Annotated in this window: 19 protein-coding genes and 1 pseudogene; 10 read left to right on the forward strand and 10 right to left on the reverse strand. The window is 44.7% G+C overall.

The window, feature by feature from the left end; genetic code table 11:
• Positions 1–7 precede the first annotated feature (7 nt).
• Positions 8–1,093, reverse strand: coding sequence for an NAD(P)H-dependent flavin oxidoreductase (locus HYN46_RS09395; protein WP_114899142.1), 1,086 nt, complete (start codon positions 1,091–1,093; stop codon positions 8–10).
• Positions 1,094–1,294: 201 nt separating this feature from the next.
• Between HYN46_RS09395 and HYN46_RS09400 the strand changes: the two genes are divergently transcribed.
• Positions 1,295–1,846: a M48 family metallopeptidase gene (locus HYN46_RS09400; RefSeq protein WP_228254789.1), complete on the forward strand. Its 552-nt coding sequence runs from the start codon at positions 1,295–1,297 to the stop codon at positions 1,844–1,846.
• Between the two features lie 29 nt (positions 1,847–1,875).
• Here the strand turns inward: HYN46_RS09400 and HYN46_RS09405 are convergent, their stop codons facing one another.
• From HYN46_RS09405 to HYN46_RS09445, 9 genes and pseudogenes are all read right to left on the reverse strand, one after another.
• On the reverse strand, positions 1,876–2,616 hold the full coding sequence (locus tag HYN46_RS09405) for a proteasome-type protease (protein WP_114899144.1): 741 nt from the start codon (positions 2,614–2,616) through the stop codon (positions 1,876–1,878).
• A gap of 122 nt (positions 2,617–2,738) precedes the next feature.
• Positions 2,739–3,518: a transglutaminase family protein gene (locus HYN46_RS09410; protein ID WP_114899145.1), complete on the reverse strand. Its 780-nt coding sequence runs from the start codon at positions 3,516–3,518 to the stop codon at positions 2,739–2,741.
• Entirely contained in the window at positions 3,515–4,114 is a 600-nt protein-coding gene (locus tag HYN46_RS09415; RefSeq protein WP_114899146.1) for an alpha-E domain-containing protein, read from the reverse strand. Before HYN46_RS09415 ends, HYN46_RS09410 begins: the two co-directional genes overlap by 4 nt.
• Before the next feature lie 68 nt (positions 4,115–4,182).
• Positions 4,183–5,679 (reverse strand): annotated as a pseudogene (locus HYN46_RS09420) (circularly permuted type 2 ATP-grasp protein); the annotation flags it as partial.
• 434 nt (positions 5,680–6,113) lie between these two features.
• On the reverse strand, positions 6,114–6,947 hold the full coding sequence (gene dapF, locus HYN46_RS09425; protein WP_114899147.1) for a diaminopimelate epimerase: 834 nt from the start codon (positions 6,945–6,947) through the stop codon (positions 6,114–6,116).
• Positions 6,948–7,005: 58 nt separating this feature from the next.
• Positions 7,006–8,250 carry a diaminopimelate decarboxylase gene (lysA, locus tag HYN46_RS09430; RefSeq protein ID WP_114899148.1) on the reverse strand — a complete coding sequence of 415 codons (1,245 nt, stop codon included), beginning with the start codon at positions 8,248–8,250 and terminating at the stop codon, positions 7,006–7,008.
• A complete protein-coding gene (gene lptM / locus HYN46_RS09435) occupies positions 8,247–8,486 on the reverse strand; it encodes an LPS translocon maturation chaperone LptM (protein ID WP_114899149.1) in 240 nt (79 codons plus the stop codon). Before lptM ends, lysA begins: the two co-directional genes overlap by 4 nt.
• 158 nt (positions 8,487–8,644) lie before the next feature.
• A complete protein-coding gene (locus HYN46_RS09440; protein WP_114899150.1) occupies positions 8,645–10,507 on the reverse strand; it encodes a phosphoenolpyruvate carboxykinase (GTP) in 1,863 nt (620 codons plus the stop codon).
• A gap of 310 nt (positions 10,508–10,817) precedes the next feature.
• On the reverse strand, positions 10,818–11,678 hold the full coding sequence (locus tag HYN46_RS09445; RefSeq protein ID WP_114899151.1) for a metal-dependent hydrolase: 861 nt from the start codon (positions 11,676–11,678) through the stop codon (positions 10,818–10,820).
• A gap of 603 nt (positions 11,679–12,281) precedes the next feature.
• Here HYN46_RS09445 and HYN46_RS09450 point away from each other — a divergent pair.
• The 9 genes from HYN46_RS09450 (at position 12,282) to HYN46_RS09490 (ending at position 19,195) form a co-directional block, all read left to right on the forward strand.
• A complete protein-coding gene (locus tag HYN46_RS09450; RefSeq protein ID WP_114899152.1) occupies positions 12,282–13,247 on the forward strand; it encodes a diacylglycerol/lipid kinase family protein in 966 nt (321 codons plus the stop codon).
• A 13-nt stretch (positions 13,248–13,260) separates the two neighbouring features.
• Complete coding sequence (locus HYN46_RS09455) at positions 13,261–14,052, forward strand: metallophosphoesterase family protein (protein ID WP_114899153.1); 792 nt, start codon at positions 13,261–13,263, stop codon at positions 14,050–14,052.
• Positions 14,053–14,311: 259 nt separating this feature from the next.
• Complete coding sequence (locus tag HYN46_RS09460; RefSeq protein WP_114899154.1) at positions 14,312–14,599, forward strand: co-chaperone GroES; 288 nt, start codon at positions 14,312–14,314, stop codon at positions 14,597–14,599.
• A 121-nt stretch (positions 14,600–14,720) separates the two neighbouring features.
• The gene (groL, locus tag HYN46_RS09465; RefSeq protein ID WP_114899155.1) at positions 14,721–16,358 is read left to right on the forward strand and encodes a chaperonin GroEL; all 1,638 of its coding nucleotides are present in this window, start codon (positions 14,721–14,723) and stop codon (positions 16,356–16,358) included.
• Positions 16,359–16,468: 110 nt separating this feature from the next.
• Entirely contained in the window at positions 16,469–16,993 is a 525-nt protein-coding gene (locus tag HYN46_RS09470) for an Imm57 family immunity protein (RefSeq protein WP_114899156.1), read from the forward strand.
• 156 nt (positions 16,994–17,149) lie between these two features.
• Positions 17,150–17,647 carry a thiol peroxidase gene (tpx, locus tag HYN46_RS09475; protein WP_114899157.1) on the forward strand — a complete coding sequence of 166 codons (498 nt, stop codon included), beginning with the start codon at positions 17,150–17,152 and terminating at the stop codon, positions 17,645–17,647.
• A 183-nt stretch (positions 17,648–17,830) separates the two neighbouring features.
• A complete protein-coding gene (locus tag HYN46_RS09480) occupies positions 17,831–18,082 on the forward strand; it encodes a hypothetical protein (protein WP_114899158.1) in 252 nt (83 codons plus the stop codon).
• A gap of 16 nt (positions 18,083–18,098) precedes the next feature.
• Positions 18,099–18,665 (forward strand): DUF4112 domain-containing protein, encoded by a 567-nt coding sequence (locus tag HYN46_RS09485; RefSeq protein WP_114900703.1) that lies wholly within the window; start codon positions 18,099–18,101, stop codon positions 18,663–18,665.
• Positions 18,666–18,817: 152 nt separating this feature from the next.
• Entirely contained in the window at positions 18,818–19,195 is a 378-nt protein-coding gene (locus HYN46_RS09490) for a hypothetical protein (protein ID WP_114899159.1), read from the forward strand.
• Positions 19,196–19,240: the final 45 nt, after the last annotated feature.

Raw genomic sequence — 19,240 nt, forward strand, 5'->3', positions numbered from 1 at the left:
TCGCTTGCTAAAAAGATTTTAACTGCTCAGTTTGCCTTACCAGATCATTAAAAACATCAGCCGAGGATACCCCTGTACCCCTATAAACAGACTGTCCCGACCAAAGGTTCGTGAACTGGGCATTATTTTGCTTTTGTGACTCGGCTCTCAGAGCCGTCGTCAAACTATTCTGGATGGGATACTGAGGAATGATACGACCTGATTGCTTGACCTCAACATCCACTTCACGCATAAATTCATTTTGAATCCCTCGCGCGAAACGTCCCGAAAAATTCCGCGTCAGTACGGTATCGGTGTCTTTTGCAACCTTCAATGCCGCTTTATATGCAGGAATTGCACTGCTCTCACTGCTTGCAATAAAAGCCGTGCCGATCTGTACCGCAGCGGCCCCTAAAATGAATGCTGCTCGTATAGTACGACCATCATTGATACCCCCAGAAGCCAAGATTGGGATAGAAACCTGATCAGCCATTTGCGGAATGAGCGCTATAGAGCCGATCTGCGGTAGCTCCACGTCTGCCAAGAAACTTCCACGATGCCCACCCGCTTCGATGCCTTGTGCCGTAATGGCATCGACACCTTTTTCCTCTAAGATTTGTGCTTCTTTGACACAAGTTGCCGTACCGATGAGAACCACGCCTTTTTCTTTAAATAATGCGATGATTTCGTCTGCCAAAATACCAAACGTAAAACTCACGATTTGAATCTGCTCATCCAGCAACACTTGTACTTGATCGCGATATGAATAAAATTGGAAGTCGCTAATCGGCTGACTTTGAAATGCAACGCTATGCTTCTGTGCTAATTCTTCTAAATATTCCGCCATGCTTTGTGCATGAGCAAATGCTGAGGCGTCCGTTGGGACATCATGGGCAAAAAGATTAACCGCAAAAGGTCGCTGGGTCAGTGACTTGGTTTTCTTTATGAGGGCTAATGTTTTCTCGGGAGATAAGCCTCCAACAGGTAATGAGCCTAAACCTCCAAGATTTGAAACGGCAGCGACCATTTCAGGTGTAGTGACACCCAGCATAGGGGCTTGAATAATCGGATATGTAATACCTAATAATTGTGTTAACCCATTTTGCCAATTCATAACTCACCCCAGACCTCAGACGTATGCGATATCACAGGTCTAAACTTTAGTGTTTACACTATCTCAAAGTTATAGACCTAAAAAATAATAATCCATTCCTATCCCTAAACCTCATTCCAAAAATAAATAATGAATATGGATCGTAATCATAAAAATTAATCCATTCTTAAGTTAAGATTTTTTTGGGTATAATATCGTTCATTGACCCCACCCTACTCATCAAAAAGTATTCCATTGACCCAGCAGCTTAAATACCTCAATCACTACCCGACTCATCTTCAAGATCAAATCAGACAAATGCTGAATGAAGATAAGCTAGGACATTACTTGCAAAAGAAATATGCTGAATCGCATCAGATTCAAACGGACAAGGCACTTTATGGCTACGCCTTAGAGCTGAAACAAACCTATCTGAAGAATGCGGCGGCGATCGATAAAGTGATTTTCGATAATCACCTGACGGTGGATCATCATGCATTGGGTTTGAATACTGCGATTAGTCGAGTACAAGGTGGGAAGCTGAAAGCCAAGAAGGAAATTCGTATTGCTGCGCTATTCAAGCATACGCCCGCCGCTTTTCTACGCATGATCGTAGTCCACGAACTAGCGCACCTCAAAGAACGCGACCACAACAAAGCCTTCTATCAATTGTGTGAGCACATGCTGCCCGACTATCATCAATTGGAATTTGATCTCAGGGTCTACCTGACCTATCGTGATGCCATAAAAAACAAACCCTCAATATCATCATAATATTGAGGGTTTCATGCTGGCATGGAATGTTAGCGCCAGTAATCATCCGGTGGCGGCGGTAATGCCGCCAATGCAGAGCGCATACTGTCCGACCACTGCTGTCTAATCATAGAGAAATACGGATCGTTTTCAGTCAAACGACGGCCTTCCGGGAAGTCAAAACTGTCGTTTTTGTAAACGACCAAATCCAGTGGCGTACCTACTGAGAGATTAGAACGAATAGTCGAATCGAAAGAAATTAAGGCACAGCGCAGTGCTTTATCCAGCGGCGAGTCATAACTTAAAGCCCGATCGAGGATTGGCTTACCGTATTTGCTCTCACCGATCTGGAAATAGGGTGTATCTGATGTCGCCGCAATAAAATTACCTTGCGGGTAAATACTATACAACTCAGTCGGTTGCCCTTTAATCTGACCACCAAGCAGAATTGAGCTTGAAAACTCAAGCTCATCAGTGCCGGCAAGAACAGAAGCTGAGCTTTTCATAATGCTCGTCAAATACTGCCCAACCAAGCCTGCTGCATCAAAAATCGTTGAGACGTTGTTTAAGTGCGTACCGATATCCGCTTGAATACTATGAAATAACTTGGTCACCACTGCTTGCGATGTTGCCAGATTTCCAGAACTTTGGATCACAATCATCCGTTCGCCGGGCACGCCAAATCGATGCAACTTGCGGAACGTTGCAATATGATCCATCCCTGCATTAGTTCTTGAATCACTGACAAAAATTAGACCTTCTTTCAGTCGCATAGCAACGCAATACGTCATTTCATACCCCACCAAATCGCTCAAGCAATACAGCTACAACATCACTCATAAAGACAGAAAGACCAGATCATGCGTCTTTCCACATATCGTTATTTTAGTACATTATAGGTGTCTTTAGGGCATTAACTTGCCAGGACTTGCACCATCGCACTTAAACTTTCATTCCCTCCACCTTGGCGAACACCTCGAACTGGCGCTGCATCCAAATAATCCCGACCAACTGCGGTCTGAATATGCTGTCTTGGCGTAAAGATCTGATTACTGATATCAAACAAATACCAACGCCCATCTAATAACACTTCCGCCCAAGCATGGCTCGCCATGTGACTCGAAATCGGCGTGTATAAATATCCTGAAACATAACGCGCAATCAAACCACGATCACGCACACAGGCTAAGAATACATGGGTATGATCCTGACAAACCCCGTGTCCCAGCATAAATGCTTCACTTGCAGTTGTTCGCACCCCTGTTGCGCCTGGGGTATAAGGCATCTTGGCGACAACCGCTTCAGCAAAAGCAATCAGGCCACTCCGATCCAATGACTTCAGATGCTTCGCTGTAAATTCACGCATCGGCTCATCAATCAGCGTCATGTCCGTCGGATGTAAAAATATCTCAGGGGCAATACGCTCATCGACAATGTAATCAGCACTGTCATCAATCTCGATCTCACCCTGCGCCAATAAAAATAAATCACGATGTGGCTGATCAAGATAAAGTGTGGTCCAAACATTGCCAAAGCCATCCGCTTGTTCCAGTGTCTTGCCCGGCAAAGACAACTGCCAGCTCAAAACTTTCTGATGCGCAATGGTTTGTGGACTCATTCGAAGGTACTGCACACTGCGGCGCACCATTTGGTCATAGCGATAAATTGTTTGATGGTTAACTATTAACTTCATACGCCATTCCTAAAAAGCTCTTGCACACGATCACTCAAATCATAAAAAGCAACGCGATCATAGCGCTTGTTCAGCAGCATAATTGGCTCTTTCAAACGCTGCCAACCGATGGGGAGTGCATCCAAAATATCACTCAGCGCCTTAATATCGACCGCCGGACTTTTAATCAGTCGTAGCGCGATATCGATACGCTCGACAGCCTCACCCATTCGGCAGAACAACTGCACCATTTCACTTTCATATTTAAATGCCGACTGACAGTTCTGCAGCATGATATGCATGTCTTCAACGGACAGACGATTGAATCGGCCTAATGCATTAAACGCCTCGAAGGTTGGCGCCGTAAGTACGCCACGCGCCGCTTGAATATTTTGTTTAACGGCATCTAGATTTGAAGGCAGCGAACCTGATTGATTGGGATCGTGAATCAGGGCATTCAGCGTTTCAGCATTCCAAGCAGGTAAACTGAAAGCATGAGCAAAGGCCTGAGCCTCACCATCATCCGTAAAAGGTAACAAATGGAATAAACCATCGACACGGACCAAATAGCGGCCTAACCAATAAAGATTGGATGCGGTTGATAGAGGTAAAATCATACGTCTGCTCCTGTTAGAGTGGCCGTTTCTTTCCCTAAATCAGCACCAGTATGAGTATCGGAATCAAGATCAATAACCCAAGTATCTTTAATACCACCTCCTTGAGATGAGTTCACAACCAGCGAACCCGCTGTGAGCGCAACACGTGTTAAACCGCCGGGCGTGGTCCTGACTTGCGTTGGACTACTGAGTACAAATGGACGCAAATCAATATGGCGCGGTGCAACACCCTCTTCAACCAGAGTCGGGCACACCGATAATGCCAGTGTTGGCTGTGCGATATACGCATCAGGTTCAGCAATGAGCTTACGACGGAACTCCTCAAGCTGAGCCTTGCTCGCCTTAGGACCGATGAGCATGCCATAGCCTCCAGAACCTTGCGCCTCTTTGACGACCAGTTCAGGCAAGTGCGACAGCACATATTTGAGATCATCAGGTTTACGGCATTGCCATGTCGGCACATTATGCAAAATCGGCTTTTCACCTAAATAAAAATCAATCATATCCGTCACAAAAGGATAGACTGACTTGTCATCAGCAACCCCAGTACCCGGTGCATTGGCCAGCGTCACATTGCCCGCACGATAAGCAGACATCAGCCCTGAAACGCCTAACATGCTATCAGGCCTAAACGCCAATGAATCAAGGAACGGATCATCGAGTCGACGATAGATCACATCCACTTTTTGTTTGCCTGCGACACTGTTTAAGAAAACCTCCGCACCATCTACAAACAAGTCTTGCCCACTGACCAACGGCACACCCATTTCACGTGCAAGAAAAGCATGCTCATAGTAAGCACTGTTAAAGCGCCCAGGAGTCAGGACCACAATCATTGGATCTTCAACGTGTGTTGATTCGATTAAAGTTTGCTTAAGTAATGCAGGATACTGCTCAACCCCGAGAATATTGTTCTTGGCAAATAAACCGGGCATCAGTTGTTGACTGATAGAGCGCCCTTCTAGCATATAAGACACCCCTGACGGGGTACGCAAGTTGTCCTCAAGGACGTAATACATGCCATCGCCATGGCGGACTAAATCAATGCCGCTGATATGGGCATATATATGACCTGGTAAATCAACGTTGAGCATCCACGGCTGGAAGCAATCGTTCGCTAAAATCTGGGCGGCGGGAATAATCCCTGCACGGATAATATCCTGCTTGTGGTAAATATCATGCAAGAACGCATTGAGTGCACGGATACGCTGTGCGCAACCCGCCTCCATAACACGCCATTCTTTCAGCTCAATAATGCGGGGAATAATGTCAAACGGGATAACACGCTCAGTATTGCTAGCGTCAGTATAAACGGTAAAAGTGATCCCTTTTTTATAAAAACTTTCCGTTGCTTCATGATTGAGCGCAACGACTTTATCTGCACTCTGCGACTCGATCCACTCAACGACTTCTTTATATGTCGGTCGAATCGATCCATCGGTATAGCGCATTTCATTAAAGAACTCAGGGGCTTTATTGACTTCACCGATGAGATCATTTCCTGACTCATTTGAGGCTTGCACCTCTAGTGTGTCTTCCACACTTAAAAACGGAGAATTTCCCATAATGATTACGCCTCTTTAGAACATACAACTTAAATCATTATCAGAATGATGTACTGTTAACACTATGCAAAGTCAGTACCAGTCTTGACCTGTTATACCCCATTCTTGAGCAAAGACCGCGATGAAACACCAAATTTTACAAAGCATCGACGTTTCAAGGACGCCAAATCACGCAAAGATGTAGATGAGAGACGGGATGACATGCTGATCCGGTCAATTAAATACCCGATAAAGATATCATGAAGGAAATGAACAATAGACTTGTTTAGAAAAGAAAAATTGATTAAAAAAATAACTCGCACCAAAACAGCGCAATAAAAATAATAGTGACGCACCAGACTCTGCGGTACGCTACCCGAACCGCACTGTTTAAGTACAGTTCAGGATATCACGAGAGTAAACTCTTCTTAAATAATGATTAATTGAGCGCTCAATTAATCATGTAATTGAATAACACCTTCAAAAACTGTTGCTGTTGGACCTGTCATCCATACGACATCATTGGGACGCCAAGCAATCGTCAAATCGCCACCCTGCAAATGAACCACAACCTCTGGATCAAGCAAACCTTGACGAATTCCACTGACAACCGCCGCACAAGCACCCGTTCCACAAGCCAACGTCTCACCGGTTCCGCGCTCAAATACACGCAAGCACACTTCATGGCGACTGAGTACTTGCATAAAACCCACGTTCACACGCTCAGGAAAGCGTGCGTGCTTTTCAAGCAGTGGACCTAACGTCTCAACAGGCGCCTTCAAGATATCATCCACAACAATCACGGCATGGGGATTACCCATATTCACGACATCAAGCTGAACCTCACCCGTACCTACTTCCACTTGATAGACAGCAGCGTCAGCCGCTGCAATAAACGGAATCTCTGCAGGACGGAACTTAGGCGCCCCCATATTAACGCGTACCCAGCCTTGCTCATTGATCTCTGGTTCAACTATGCCGCTTTTGGTGGATACGCGAATTAATTTTTTACGGGTTAAGCCACGTTCATGGACAAAACGCGCAAAACAACGCACACCATTGCCACACTGCTCAACTTCAGACCCGTCGGCATTGAAGATACGATATTTAAAATCGACATCCGGTTGCTCAGGAGGTTCGACCAACAACAATTGATCAAAGCCAATACCAAAATTACGATTGGCCAGGCCACGAATCAGCGCAGGCTCCAGATTGACCTGCTGGCTGACTAAATCGATGACCATAAAATCATTACCCAATCCGTGCATTTTGCTAAATTCAACACGCATATTGGACTCCTCTTTCAATTGATGTTTACGATATTTTTTCAATGACTTAATTCAACGATCAAGGAACGAGAGACTCTAAGGCCCATAGCTCATTCACAATTTCACGTTGACGCACCACATAGGCCTGATCACCATCGACCATCACTTCTGCTGCACGTGCACGGGTATTGTAATTACTTGCCATGACAAAACCGTACGCACCCGCACCCATCACCGCTAAAACATCACCCGCCTCAAGCGCAAGCTCTCGCTCTTTACCAATAAAGTCAGTCGATTCACATACTGGACCCACCAAATCCCACACTTTGACGTCATCATGTCTAGGCTTTGCTACAGGCTGAATGTCCATCCACGCACTATAAAGCGAAGGACGAATCAAATCATTCATCGCCGCGTCCACAAGGGCAAAGTTGCGATAAGTCGTAGGCTTAAGCATATCAACTGTGGTTAACAGCACACCCGCATTTGCACTAATCGCACGACCCGGCTCCATGTAGACCTTCAGCCCCAGCGCTTGTAACGCAGGACGCAGAGCAGCCGCATATTCTGCCGGCGTTGGTGGCGTTTCATCACGATAGGTCACCCCTAAACCACCACCGATATCAATATGTTTGAGGGTAATGCCTTGTGTCTTCAAGGTATTAATCATCTCAATGATTTTATCAAGGGCATCATGAAACGGCGTTGTGGTCGTTAACTGTGAACCGATATGACAATCAATACCCACCACTTCAATCCCTTTTAGGCTTGCCGCAGTCGCGTAGATCTCATACACCGTATCATTCGGAATCCCGAACTTATTCTCTTTTAAACCTGTAGAAATATAAGGATGGGTCTGTGCATCGACATCAGGATTCACCCGCAAAGAAACCGGCGCACGCAGACCTAAACGTTGTGCCACTTGGTCAATACGCACAAGCTCAGCAGCTGACTCGACATTAAAGCAGGCAATACCCAATTTCAATGCACGTTCAATTTCTTGCTCAGTTTTACCTAAACCTGAAAACACAATCTTTGCAGGCTCCCCCCCTGCCGCAAGAACACGCTCGAGCTCACCACCGCTGACAATATCAAACCCTGCGCCTAACCTTGCCAAAACACCGAGCACGCCAATGTTTGAATTCGACTTCACGGCAAAGCAAACTTGATGATCAATAAAACTAAATGCTTGATCAAAAGCCAAATAATTCGCGGTCAAAGCTGCACGAGAATAAACATAAAGCGGAGTCGCATATTGGGCAGCTAAAGCCCCCAGTGATAATTGCTCAACACATAACGCACCATCGACACGACTAAAACTCATGACGCACTTCCTACAACTGAACTTGCAGGAACATCTTTTACCGGAACAGCAGGTGCAGCATCAGTTTTTTTATTCTCTTCAGACGCAGCATCAGAACCCAAAATAAAATGAGTTTTCTTGGCGTTTTGGGTGGTATTAGTATTGGGCAGATACAACGCCCCTTTTTGACCACAACCCGCCAAAACAAGACAAGCAGCTAGAGCAGTCGCAATGACGACAACGTTACCATGAGACATAAAAGACATCCTAAAACACGTTCATATATAAAAGACAGTATAGCCGAGTCAAACGACCAGCGCTGACCCGTTCATGGGAATAATTCATGCAAAAAAAACCGCCTCCAGTGAGACGGTTTTTTATCATCTGATTAACTTAAATCAGCTACCGAATCAACTTAAGCACTCGCTTCTTGCTTCGCCTTGTGCAGCGCAGCAACCAGTTGCGCTTTACGATCGCGTAATACCTGAGGCAAGTGAGTGCCGATTTTGGCAAACAGTTCTTCGTGGCTTTCTAACTCAGTGACCCATTGATCATGGTCTTGAGCCGCAACAAGATCAAACTCTTCGCGAGAGAAGTTCGTGCCAGTCCAGTTCAGATCTTCGTATGCAGGTACAAAGCCCATTGGGGTTTCTTCAGCATGGATACGACCTTCACAGCGATCAATAATCCACTCGAGTACACGGGTGTTTTGACCAAAGCCAGGCCATACGAAGTCACCATTCGCATCACGACGGAACCAGTTGACGTTGAAAATCTTCGGCATTTTTTCACCGCTTGCCGCAGTTGCTGCTTGCAGTTTTTCACCGATATTCAACCAATGCTGGAAGTAGTCACCCATGTTGTAACCACAGAATGGCAACATCGCAAACGGGTCACGACGAACTACACCCTGCTGACCTACTGCTGCTGCAGTGGTTTCAGAGCCCATCGTCGCAGCTTTGTACACGCCATCAACCCAGTCAAAGGCTTCAGTAACCAGTGGCACGGTATCAGCACGGCGACCACCGAAGATGAATGCAGAGATTGGCACGCCAACAGGATTTTCCCAATCAGCATCGATAGATGGACATTGGCTAGCAGCAACGGTGAAACGTGAGTTTGGATGTGCAGCTGGGGTACCTTTTTCAGGAGTCCATGCCTCACCTTTCCAATCTGTCAGATTCGCTGGTGCTTCTTTGCTTAAACCTTCCCACCAAACATCGCCATCCGCAGTTTGGGCAACGTTAGTGTAAATCACATTTTTGTAGAGCGTTGCCAAGCAGTTCGGATTGGTCTTTTCACTGGTGCCGGGTGCCACACCAAAGAAACCGGCTTCAGGATTGATCGCATACAAACGACCATCAGCACCTGGTTTCAGCCATGCAATGTCATCACCAACAGTTTCGATCTTCCAGCCTTCAAAACCAGCAGGAGGAATCAGCATGGCAAAGTTGGTTTTACCACAAGCAGATGGGAATGCCGCTGCAACGTAGTGCTTATCACCACGTGGACTAGTTAAGCCCAGAATCAGCATGTGTTCAGCAAGCCAGCCTTGATCACGGCCCATTGCAGAAGCAATACGTAGCGCTAAACATTTCTTACCGAGTAGCGCATTACCACCGTAACCTGAACCGAAAGACCAGATTTCACGTGTTTCAGGATAATGAACGATATATTTAGTGTCATTACATGGCCATTTTACATCTTCTTGACCATCGGCGAGTGGTGCGCCAACTGAATGCACACATGGAACGTATTCGCCATCAGTACCCAATACGTCGTAAACTTCTTTGCCCATACGCGCCATGATACGCATATTAACAACAACATAAGGAGAATCGGTCAGTTCGATACCGATATGTGCAATATGGCTACCCAATGGACCCATTGAGAATGGCACTACATACATGGTACGACCACGCATAGAACCTGCAAATAAACCATTTAAGGTTTCACGCATTTCTGCAGGGGCTGCCCAGTTATTGGTTGAACCGGCATCTTCTTTTGTTTCAGAACAAATATAAGTGCGCTCTTCAACACGCGCAACATCTGAAGGGCTTGATAAAGCTAAATATGAGCCAGGGCGTTTTTCTTCATTGAGTTTGGTCATCATACCAGTGCTGACCATTAAATCGAGAAGACGTTGATTTTCTTCTTCGCTACCGTCAACCCACTCGATACGATCAGGTTGAGTCAATGCGGCAATTTGCTCTACCCAGGCAATCAGCTTTGGGTGGCGGACAAATGTTGGAATATTAGAAGCTATCACTTGGGTCATGGTGAGGCCTTTCGTAAAAATACGAGCAAAGACAGTCCCGGATCACGGGCACTGCCGTAAAAAAATGAGGCTGTATTAAAGCATAATTGTGTTGCATTTAGAAGTCTGTATAACAGGCATAAATTTTCGTGATAGTAGTCACATCAGAAAATTATTTTGTTACACAACAAGGATTATTTATTAAAATATGTTTTGTTTTCAGAACTATTCACAATTTGACAACATAGCCCAATAAACAAAAAGTCGCACTGCAATGAGTGCGACGACTTCATTTCTCACCAGATACGTAGTCTTCGGCTGACAGAAGAACCTAATTCGTCATACCCAGTTTGGCGCGATATTTATTCAGCAAGTCATGGGTATTATGCTGCCAAGGATGAAAATTCGGACGGAAATAATCCCAAGTTTCAGGAATAATCTGCGTAAAGAAGCCTTCTCTGCCCCAGAACAATGAAAGCCCTTTTTTCCATGAGCTGAAATTGGTTAATTGACCATCACGATACATTAATGTAGTCAGGAAGCCGAACTTCACAGCGATAATCAGCGTAATTGCAATCGCCATGATCACCACACGATTTAAGTATGCCGCAGGACCCGTCCCATAGATTTTCTCATAGACATCATAGGCAACGGCTTTATGCTCGTTCTCTTCAACCGAGTGCCATAGCCATAAATGCTTCATGGTTTCATCTTGCATCATGTTTTGAATATCTTCGCGACGCATCAATTGCGCAGCGATCGTTCCAGTGAAATGCTCCAATGCACACGTCACCGCAAGCCGTTGTTGCTTACCATTTCTAATAATCAGTTTGGTTGCTTTATCTAATAAATTAAAGGTGAAACGCTCAAGCGACTCAGGATCTAAGCCATGCACCTCAGCGTTCAAATGAAATGAATGATGCTCTTTGGCATGCATTGCTTCTTGACCAATGAATGCGCTGATATCTTTTTGAAGTTGAGGATCATCGGTAATCATATCGCGGACTGCACGAACGCTATCGACAAAGTAACGTTCGCCATCTGGAAACATGACCGACATCGCACTGAACATATGCGTTGAGCAGGGATCACCATTAACCCAATACTTGAGAACATTCTTGAACTCAAAGTCCATACGACGGACTGGGAATGACGCTTTCAGTGTAGTTAAGAGATCAACTTTTGCATTCATGGAGTAAACTCCCGTTAAGATAGATAGTGATACCTACTGCTATATAGATGTATGGGGGCAGTAGATACCGTATCCAAGAATAGTAGTAGCCTGATTTATCGAATGGAAGTTGACCAGTGTCACAAAATGCCACTCCTTGATACTTTAGGCACATCGTTGTTTTTTATATCAATATAATTCATATATTTATAAGAATATCGACTCTAAAAAACAGACTCATATTTTTTTAATAAAATGATGGTTTTAAGTATCTACTCTGAACTTAAAATGATACCTAAAATGCAACTATCGCCATAAATATCAATATCTTATTTAATTAGAAATCAAACCCACACCCTTTAGAAATTGTCCTACATGATTATTTTATGTAGATGGATGTAATATTTGCCTCAACCCCAATAAATTATAGATAAAACAATAGGATAAATAAACATTAGAATTTACTTCTCCCAACGATTAACTACACACAAATACTCAAGTCATTACACTCACTCACAGATGAACTTGTCCACAACAAATTTCAACTCAAAAAAGTCATAACAATAAGATACTAAATGATAAAGTTGACTCCACTCATAACCTATCTCCTTTCTAAGGTTAATTATGTCGCAAGCATCAATCCAACAACAAAACGATCATCGCAAAAAGCTAATTTCAATCATCATGAACAAGGGATCAGGACATCGAACTCCTGAAGCGGAACCGATCCATGAGTTATTGGTTAATTACTTCACCAAACATGGCTTTGATGTTCAACTTCATCTTGCTGAACAGCCTCACGACCTGACTCGAATGACGCAAAAAGCTGTGGCACAACATCAACAACGCTCAGGTGTGATCGTAGCTGCAGGTGGTGATGGGACGCTCAATACAGTGGCACAGATCCTGCTCCATGGCTCTATTCCCATGGGCATTATCCCACTGGGCACGTTTAACTATGTTGCAAGGGCATTAGACATCCCTTTAGCGCCTCTTGATGCCGCGCATGTCATCGTGCAAGGGATACAAAGTGCCATTCATGTTGGCTGCGTCAATCAGTACATCTACCTAAACAATGCCTCTATTGGCCTCTACCCGCGTATGATTGAACAGCGTGAGCAAGACAATAGTCGCTTCGGACGCTTTCGCGCTGTTGCCATGCTCTCAGGCTTTGCCGTCCTGATGAGAGAACATCAAAAGCTAAAACTCAAGCTCTCTGTAGATGGACAAATTGAACCTATCGAATCTCCTCTCGTTTTCTTCGGAAACAATCAACTACAGCTTCAAGACTTTAAATTAGAACTGGCAGAATGTGCAGCGCAAGGTAAACTCGCAGCCGTAGCGATTACGGAAGTCACCCGCTTTCAAATGCTTACACTGATTGCACGCTTACAACTCGGAACCTTTGAACAAGCTCCGGAAGTCACCGCTTTTTGCGCGGAACAGATACGTATTGATTCAAAAGCAAGACAAATGAAAGTGGCAATCGATGGGGAAATCATTCAAGTTAAGACACCACTACATTTCTCTGTCGCACAAGATGCTTTACTTGTAATTATCCCTGAGCATAAAGCTCAATTAAAAAAATAAATGGCCGAATCCTATGCTTCTTCATCTCTCTGACGTGCACTTCGGCGCGGAACAAGACGCCGTCACGGATGCGTTACGTAAACTGTGTGACTCATTGCCACTTGAAGCCATTGCTATTAGTGGAGATTTAACTCAGCGTGCAAGACGTTCGCAGTTCCAGGCTTTTTTTAATTTCTTTAATACTCTCGGCGTTCCTTGGTTGGTCGTTCCCGGCAATCATGACATTCCGCTCTATCATTTACCCAAGCGCGTTTTCTCGCCATTTGGACATTATGAAAGTGTCTTTGGTGATACCGAAAAAATGTTGGAGACAAAGCACTTTCATCTGGTTGGGGTCAATAGCATTAGCCCTAAACACCATACCCGTGGACGCCTCACTCCCCACCAGATTGAGCGTATCGGTGAACGGTTAAAACTCGGTGCAGTGGGTAAGCATCGCGTGATCTTGTCTCACCAACCCTTCCGCGTCTTAAGACCTTACCAAGAGCGTGATATACCCACGCTGGTTGTTCATGCAGCACAGCATTGGGCAGACTGTGGGCTGGATGCACTCCTCCATGGGCACTTTCATGTCCCGGTCGTTTTGCCACTGCAAGCGCATTTTGACTTATCCAAAGAAGTTCTTGATATCCAAGCAGGAACTGCCGTATCGCATCGCCTACGCTATGATGTTCCGAACTCGGTCAATATTATTCATCCTGATTTAACAGTAGATCGCTACGACTATAATCTGCACACCAAGCAATTTGAACGATCCGGACAGCTTTGGCCTCTACAACATGACGCACACCAAGAATCCGCATAATGTCAGAAATTTACGGGTCTATAAGGTTCTGTTTTTTGAGCTTAAAATACCGCAAAACATCGCTTCACATGATCAAACGTTGCTATGCGAGCAAAAAAACGTCAAATAAGATTTATTTTGTCAAAAAAAGCCCTTGAAGCAAGTCATTCCACCCCCACTCTTTTGAGTAAGCATTTTACTGTGCGGCATAAGCAGTGCCATTTCGCACGCCTGCTGCACACTTTCACTCAACTAAACCATTAATCAAGGAGAAAACTGCATGAACATCCGTCCATTGCATGACCGTGTTGTTGTCCGTCGCGTTGAAGAAGAAACCAAAACCGCTGGCGGTATCTTGCTCCCAGGCTCAGCAGCAGAAAAACCATCACAAGGTGAAGTTCTTGCCGTTGGTAAAGGTCAAATCACTGACAACGGCGTACGCGCTCTTGATGTCAAAGTGGGTGACAAAGTGCTGTTTGGTCAATATGCAGGCTCAACCGTTAAAGTTGACGGCGAAGAATTGCTGATCATGAAAGAATCAGACATTTTTGGTGTTCTTGAAGCATAAGTCTTAAAGCATAAAGTCCAAAAGACTCACTGTTTAAATCATTAGATGCCTATTTCATGCCCATTTGAATGGAATGATCTCTAGGCATTAAACGTATATTAAATTTGAAAGGAGCGATTCCATGTCTGCTAAAGACGTAAAATTCGGCGACTCAGCCCGCGCAAAAATGATTGTTGGTGTAAACATCCTTGCAGACGCAGTTAAAGTCACCCTTGGTCCTAAAGGTCGCAATGTCGTTATCGATAAATCATACGGTTCACCACACATCACCAAAGACGGCGTAACTGTAGCGAAAGAAATTTCTCTGAAAGACAAATTCGAAAACATGGGCGCACAGCTCGTTCGCGAAGTTGCCAGCAAAACTGCTGACATCGCTGGTGATGGTACAACTACCGCAACCGTACTTGCACAATCCATTTTGAACGAAGGCATGAAAGCTGTTGCAGCTGGCATGAACCCAATGGATCTTAAGCGCGGTATCGACAAAGCAGTTCGCGTTGCTGTTGGTGAAATCAAAAACATCTCTACTGCTGCAAGCGATAAAAAAGCGATCGCTCAAGTAGGTTCAATCTCTGCAAACAGCGATACCACCATCGGTGATTTGATTGCAGAAGCAATGGAACGTGTAGGTAAAGAAGGCGTTATCACTGTAGAAGAAGGCTCAGGCTTTGAAGATACATTGGACGTGGTTGAAGGGATGCAATTTGACCGTGGCTATATCAGCCCATACTTTGCAAACAAACCAGACACCCTGACTGCTGAACTGGACAACCCACTGATCCTGCTCGTTGATAAAAAAATCAGCAACATCCGTGAATTGATCCCTACTCTTGAAGCCGTTGCAAAATCAGGCAAACCACTGCTGCTGATCGCTGAAGACATCGAAGGCGAAGCACTGGCAACGCTGGTTGTAAACAACATGCGCGGCATTATCAAAGTTTGTGCGGTTAAAGCACCAGGCTTTGGTGACCGTCGTAAAGCAATGCTGCAAGATATCGCAATCTTGACTGGTGCAACCGTCATCAGCGAAGAAATCGGCATGAGCCTTGAAACTGCACAACTGACCGACCTCGGTTCAGCACGCAAAATCACTGTTGGCAAAGAAAATACTGTGATTGTTGATGGTGCAGGTCAATCTGCTGAAATCGAAGCTCGCGTACAAACCATCCGTCATCAAATCGAAGAAGCTACTTCTGATTACGACCGCGAAAAACTCCAAGAGCGCGTTGCAAAACTTGCTGGTGGTGTTGCCGTGATCAAAATCGGTGCTGCGACTGAAGTTGAAATGAAAGAGAAGAAAGACCGTGTTGATGATGCGTTACATGCAACACGTGCTGCGGTTGAAGAAGGTGTTGTTGCTGGTGGTGGTGTTGCACTGGTTCGTGCAGTTGCTGCACTTGAAGGCTTAAAAGGCATCAATGATGACCAAACTGCGGGTATCAACATCCTCCGCCGTGCAATGGAATCACCACTGCGTCAAATCGTCACCAACGCTGGTGAAGAAGCATCTGTCGTTGTTAATGCTGTTAAAAATGGCAAAGGCAACTTCGGCTATAACGCTGCGACTGGCGAATACGGCGACATGATCGAAATGGGTATCTTGGATCCAGCCAAAGTAACACGTTCTGCACTTGAAAATGCAGCATCAGTTGCTGGCTTAATGCTGACCACTGAAGCCATGATCACCGACTTCCCAGAAGAGAAATCTTCAGCACCTGATATGGGTGGCATGGGCGGCGGTATGGGCGGCATGATGTAATTTGCTGCTTTAAATCGTTGTAAAAAGGCCCTCATCATGGTGACATGATGAGGGCTTTTCATTTAGATTAGAAATTAAAGTGGGATTATAAATTCAGGGAATATCAAATAATGAAAAGCATGCTCTTCATCTTACTTTTTATAACTACTCAAATCGTATCTGCAAATGAAAGATTGACTTCCCCTCAGGACCGAGAAAGTCGAGAAATTCAAATGGCAGAATCTGCTGTCTTGTTATCAATCATGATACCTACTAATGAAGAAGGGCGACTATATTTAGACAATACAGCCAGCGCAGGCGAACTTGGATTAGCATTGATAGCAGCAAAAAACTCCAAAGCATCATTGAACAGTTTGGCTAAGCTTTTAAGATATCGATTAGATGGTTCACTTGCTGAAGATTATCACTGTTTTATTCCTAAGAAAGGGAAACGCGTAATTAAGTACCTAAAGCAAATCAATCCTACGAAACTTGAGACACAGTGCTTAGGCGAGGTTAATAAATTGCTTACACTTCATCCAAGTTTACTGAGCGGTCAATCAATAATAAAATGTACACCCGAAGTAGAAATTAAAAGACAAGTCAAAGAACTCATTGGCTCTTTAGATATTCAATGTAATTCAGAAGATTTTTAAAAGATAGATAGGACTAAATATAAAAATCCGAATCTTAACTTGCTCCGTTGTGTTTATGTCACCGCCCGATCTGTATTCAATGATCACTCATCCATACCAATGTCAAATCTCCTATAATCAAATGCCCAAAAACTTCTTCAGTTAAGGACATTAGCAATGGCATCAGTTCTATTAGGCGGTAATGAAATCCCCTTGATCGGCAATCTGCCAACCCAAGGATCGCCAGCACCAGAATTCACCCTGACAACCAAAGATCTTAAAGACGTAACGCTTGCAGACTATGCAGGTAAGCGTAAAGTTCTAAATATTTTCCCAAGTGTGGATACACCGACTTGTGCAACTTCAGTGCGTAAGTTTAATGAGCAAGCTGGCAAGGTTGAAAACACAGTGGTGTTGTGCATCTCTGCGGATTTACCTTTTGCACAAGCCCGCTTTTGTGGCGCGGAAGGTTTAAACAGTGTTGTTACCCTCTCCACGTTCCGCCATCCAGAATTCATCAGCAACTATGGTCTGACCTTCTCTGCTGGGCCACTGGTAGGTTTAACCGCACGTGCAGTGGTCGTTTTAGATGAAAACAACCAAGTCCTGCACTCAGAGCTGGTTCATAACGTCAGCGATGAACCCAACTACACCACAGCATTAGCTGCGCTGTAATACTTGTTTGACGCAATTCTATCGCGGCACTAAAAATGCCACGATAGAATTGAAATCCCCACCGTCACATATCAAAACCAAGAATAATTAGAAACTTAAGCAAACCACACCAAATCCCTATATATTATTTCCCAGACTTGTTCGCATAATCTTGATCTCTTATTTCGTTCCGAGGAAATCAACATGAAAGCACCAATTAAAGGTCTCATCATTGCGGGTACGATGATTTTCGTTGCACAAAGCGCGAATGCCATTGGCTGTCTCAGTGGCGGTGCTGCTGGCGCAGTCGCTGGGCATTACGCCGGACATCATGCCGTACTCGGCGCAGTGGGTGGCTGCGTTGTAGGGCATCACTACGCCAAGAAACAAAAAGCAGAAAAGAAAGCCGCCGCCGCCGCAGAAGCCAATGCGCAACATGCCCCTAGCCACACTTAATCAGTACGCCGAATCTATGCCTAAAACCGTCACCAAAACCGAAGCGCTGATCTTAGAACGTCAACTCGCAACATATGCCAACATGATGGATAGTCTGGTACGCATCCCCTTTACCCGTCAGGGGGTCGGTCTGGATGGTGCCATTGGGACTATCCCAGTCGTAGGTGATATCGCAGGTTTAGGACTGACCTTAGTTGCGATCTTTAGAGCATGGCAAATCGGTGTGCCCATCAGTAAACTCCTTCCTGCACTTAAATTAGCGTTAGTCGATTTAGGTGTGGGCTGGATTCCGGTGATTGGGGACATCTCCGACATCTTTATCCGTCCAAGTCGTAAAGCACTGGACATTGTTCATGTCCATCTTCGTGAAGTCCACGGTATCCAAACTACGGATCACATTGACCACCCCATACTGCACCGCATGCTTGAAAAACGGCAACAACATTCAGCCTTTTGGCGCAATCCCGTCATCAGTTGGCTGTGGCTTAGAATCCCTGACTTGCTCGGTGTTTTTGTTTTATTTTGGCTGTGTGTCGTCATGTACTTCAGTGCTCGATTCGTGTGGGGACTTTTTCCACATTAGACGCAACGACTTTGTAAATCTTGCGAACTGCGCGCAAAGCATTCCAAGTGGTACAAAGTTACAAAAAGAAACAATCCAATTCACTGCTTTGATACGTTTTTTATATACTTATTATTATGATCAAAATTCGATTTTTACCATGAAGGTTTAAAATGAACGTCCACCCACAGCTCTCTGATCGTCATGATCAGCAAGAACTGGTTGAAACTGCATTAAACAATTCCTTAAGCTTAAATACCTCACATCCAACAGCGTTCATGCGCAGCGCCGATGACCATCAGATTGGAACACTCACAAAACTCAATGCACGAATGCATTTCACAGTTTCTGAGGATCAAGCGTTAGTCATGCGACGGGTATTGGTGAATGCTGCGGGTACGTTTTTGAAAGATCTGCGAATTACCCCGATTAAATCCAAACACATCGTTCAGATTGCATTGGATCTAGATTCAACCATCATTGACCATGTGATTCGTACAGTAATTCGATCAATGCAAAGCGCAGAAATGGGACGAATCATTCAGTTTTAATGATCTAAATTAAAAAAAGATATTTATAAGCAAAGCTCTAGTGAA

Origin of the sequence: Aquirhabdus parva (assembly GCF_003351745.1) — a bacterium.
Classification (GTDB): Bacteria; Pseudomonadota; Gammaproteobacteria; order Pseudomonadales; family Moraxellaceae; genus Aquirhabdus; species Aquirhabdus parva.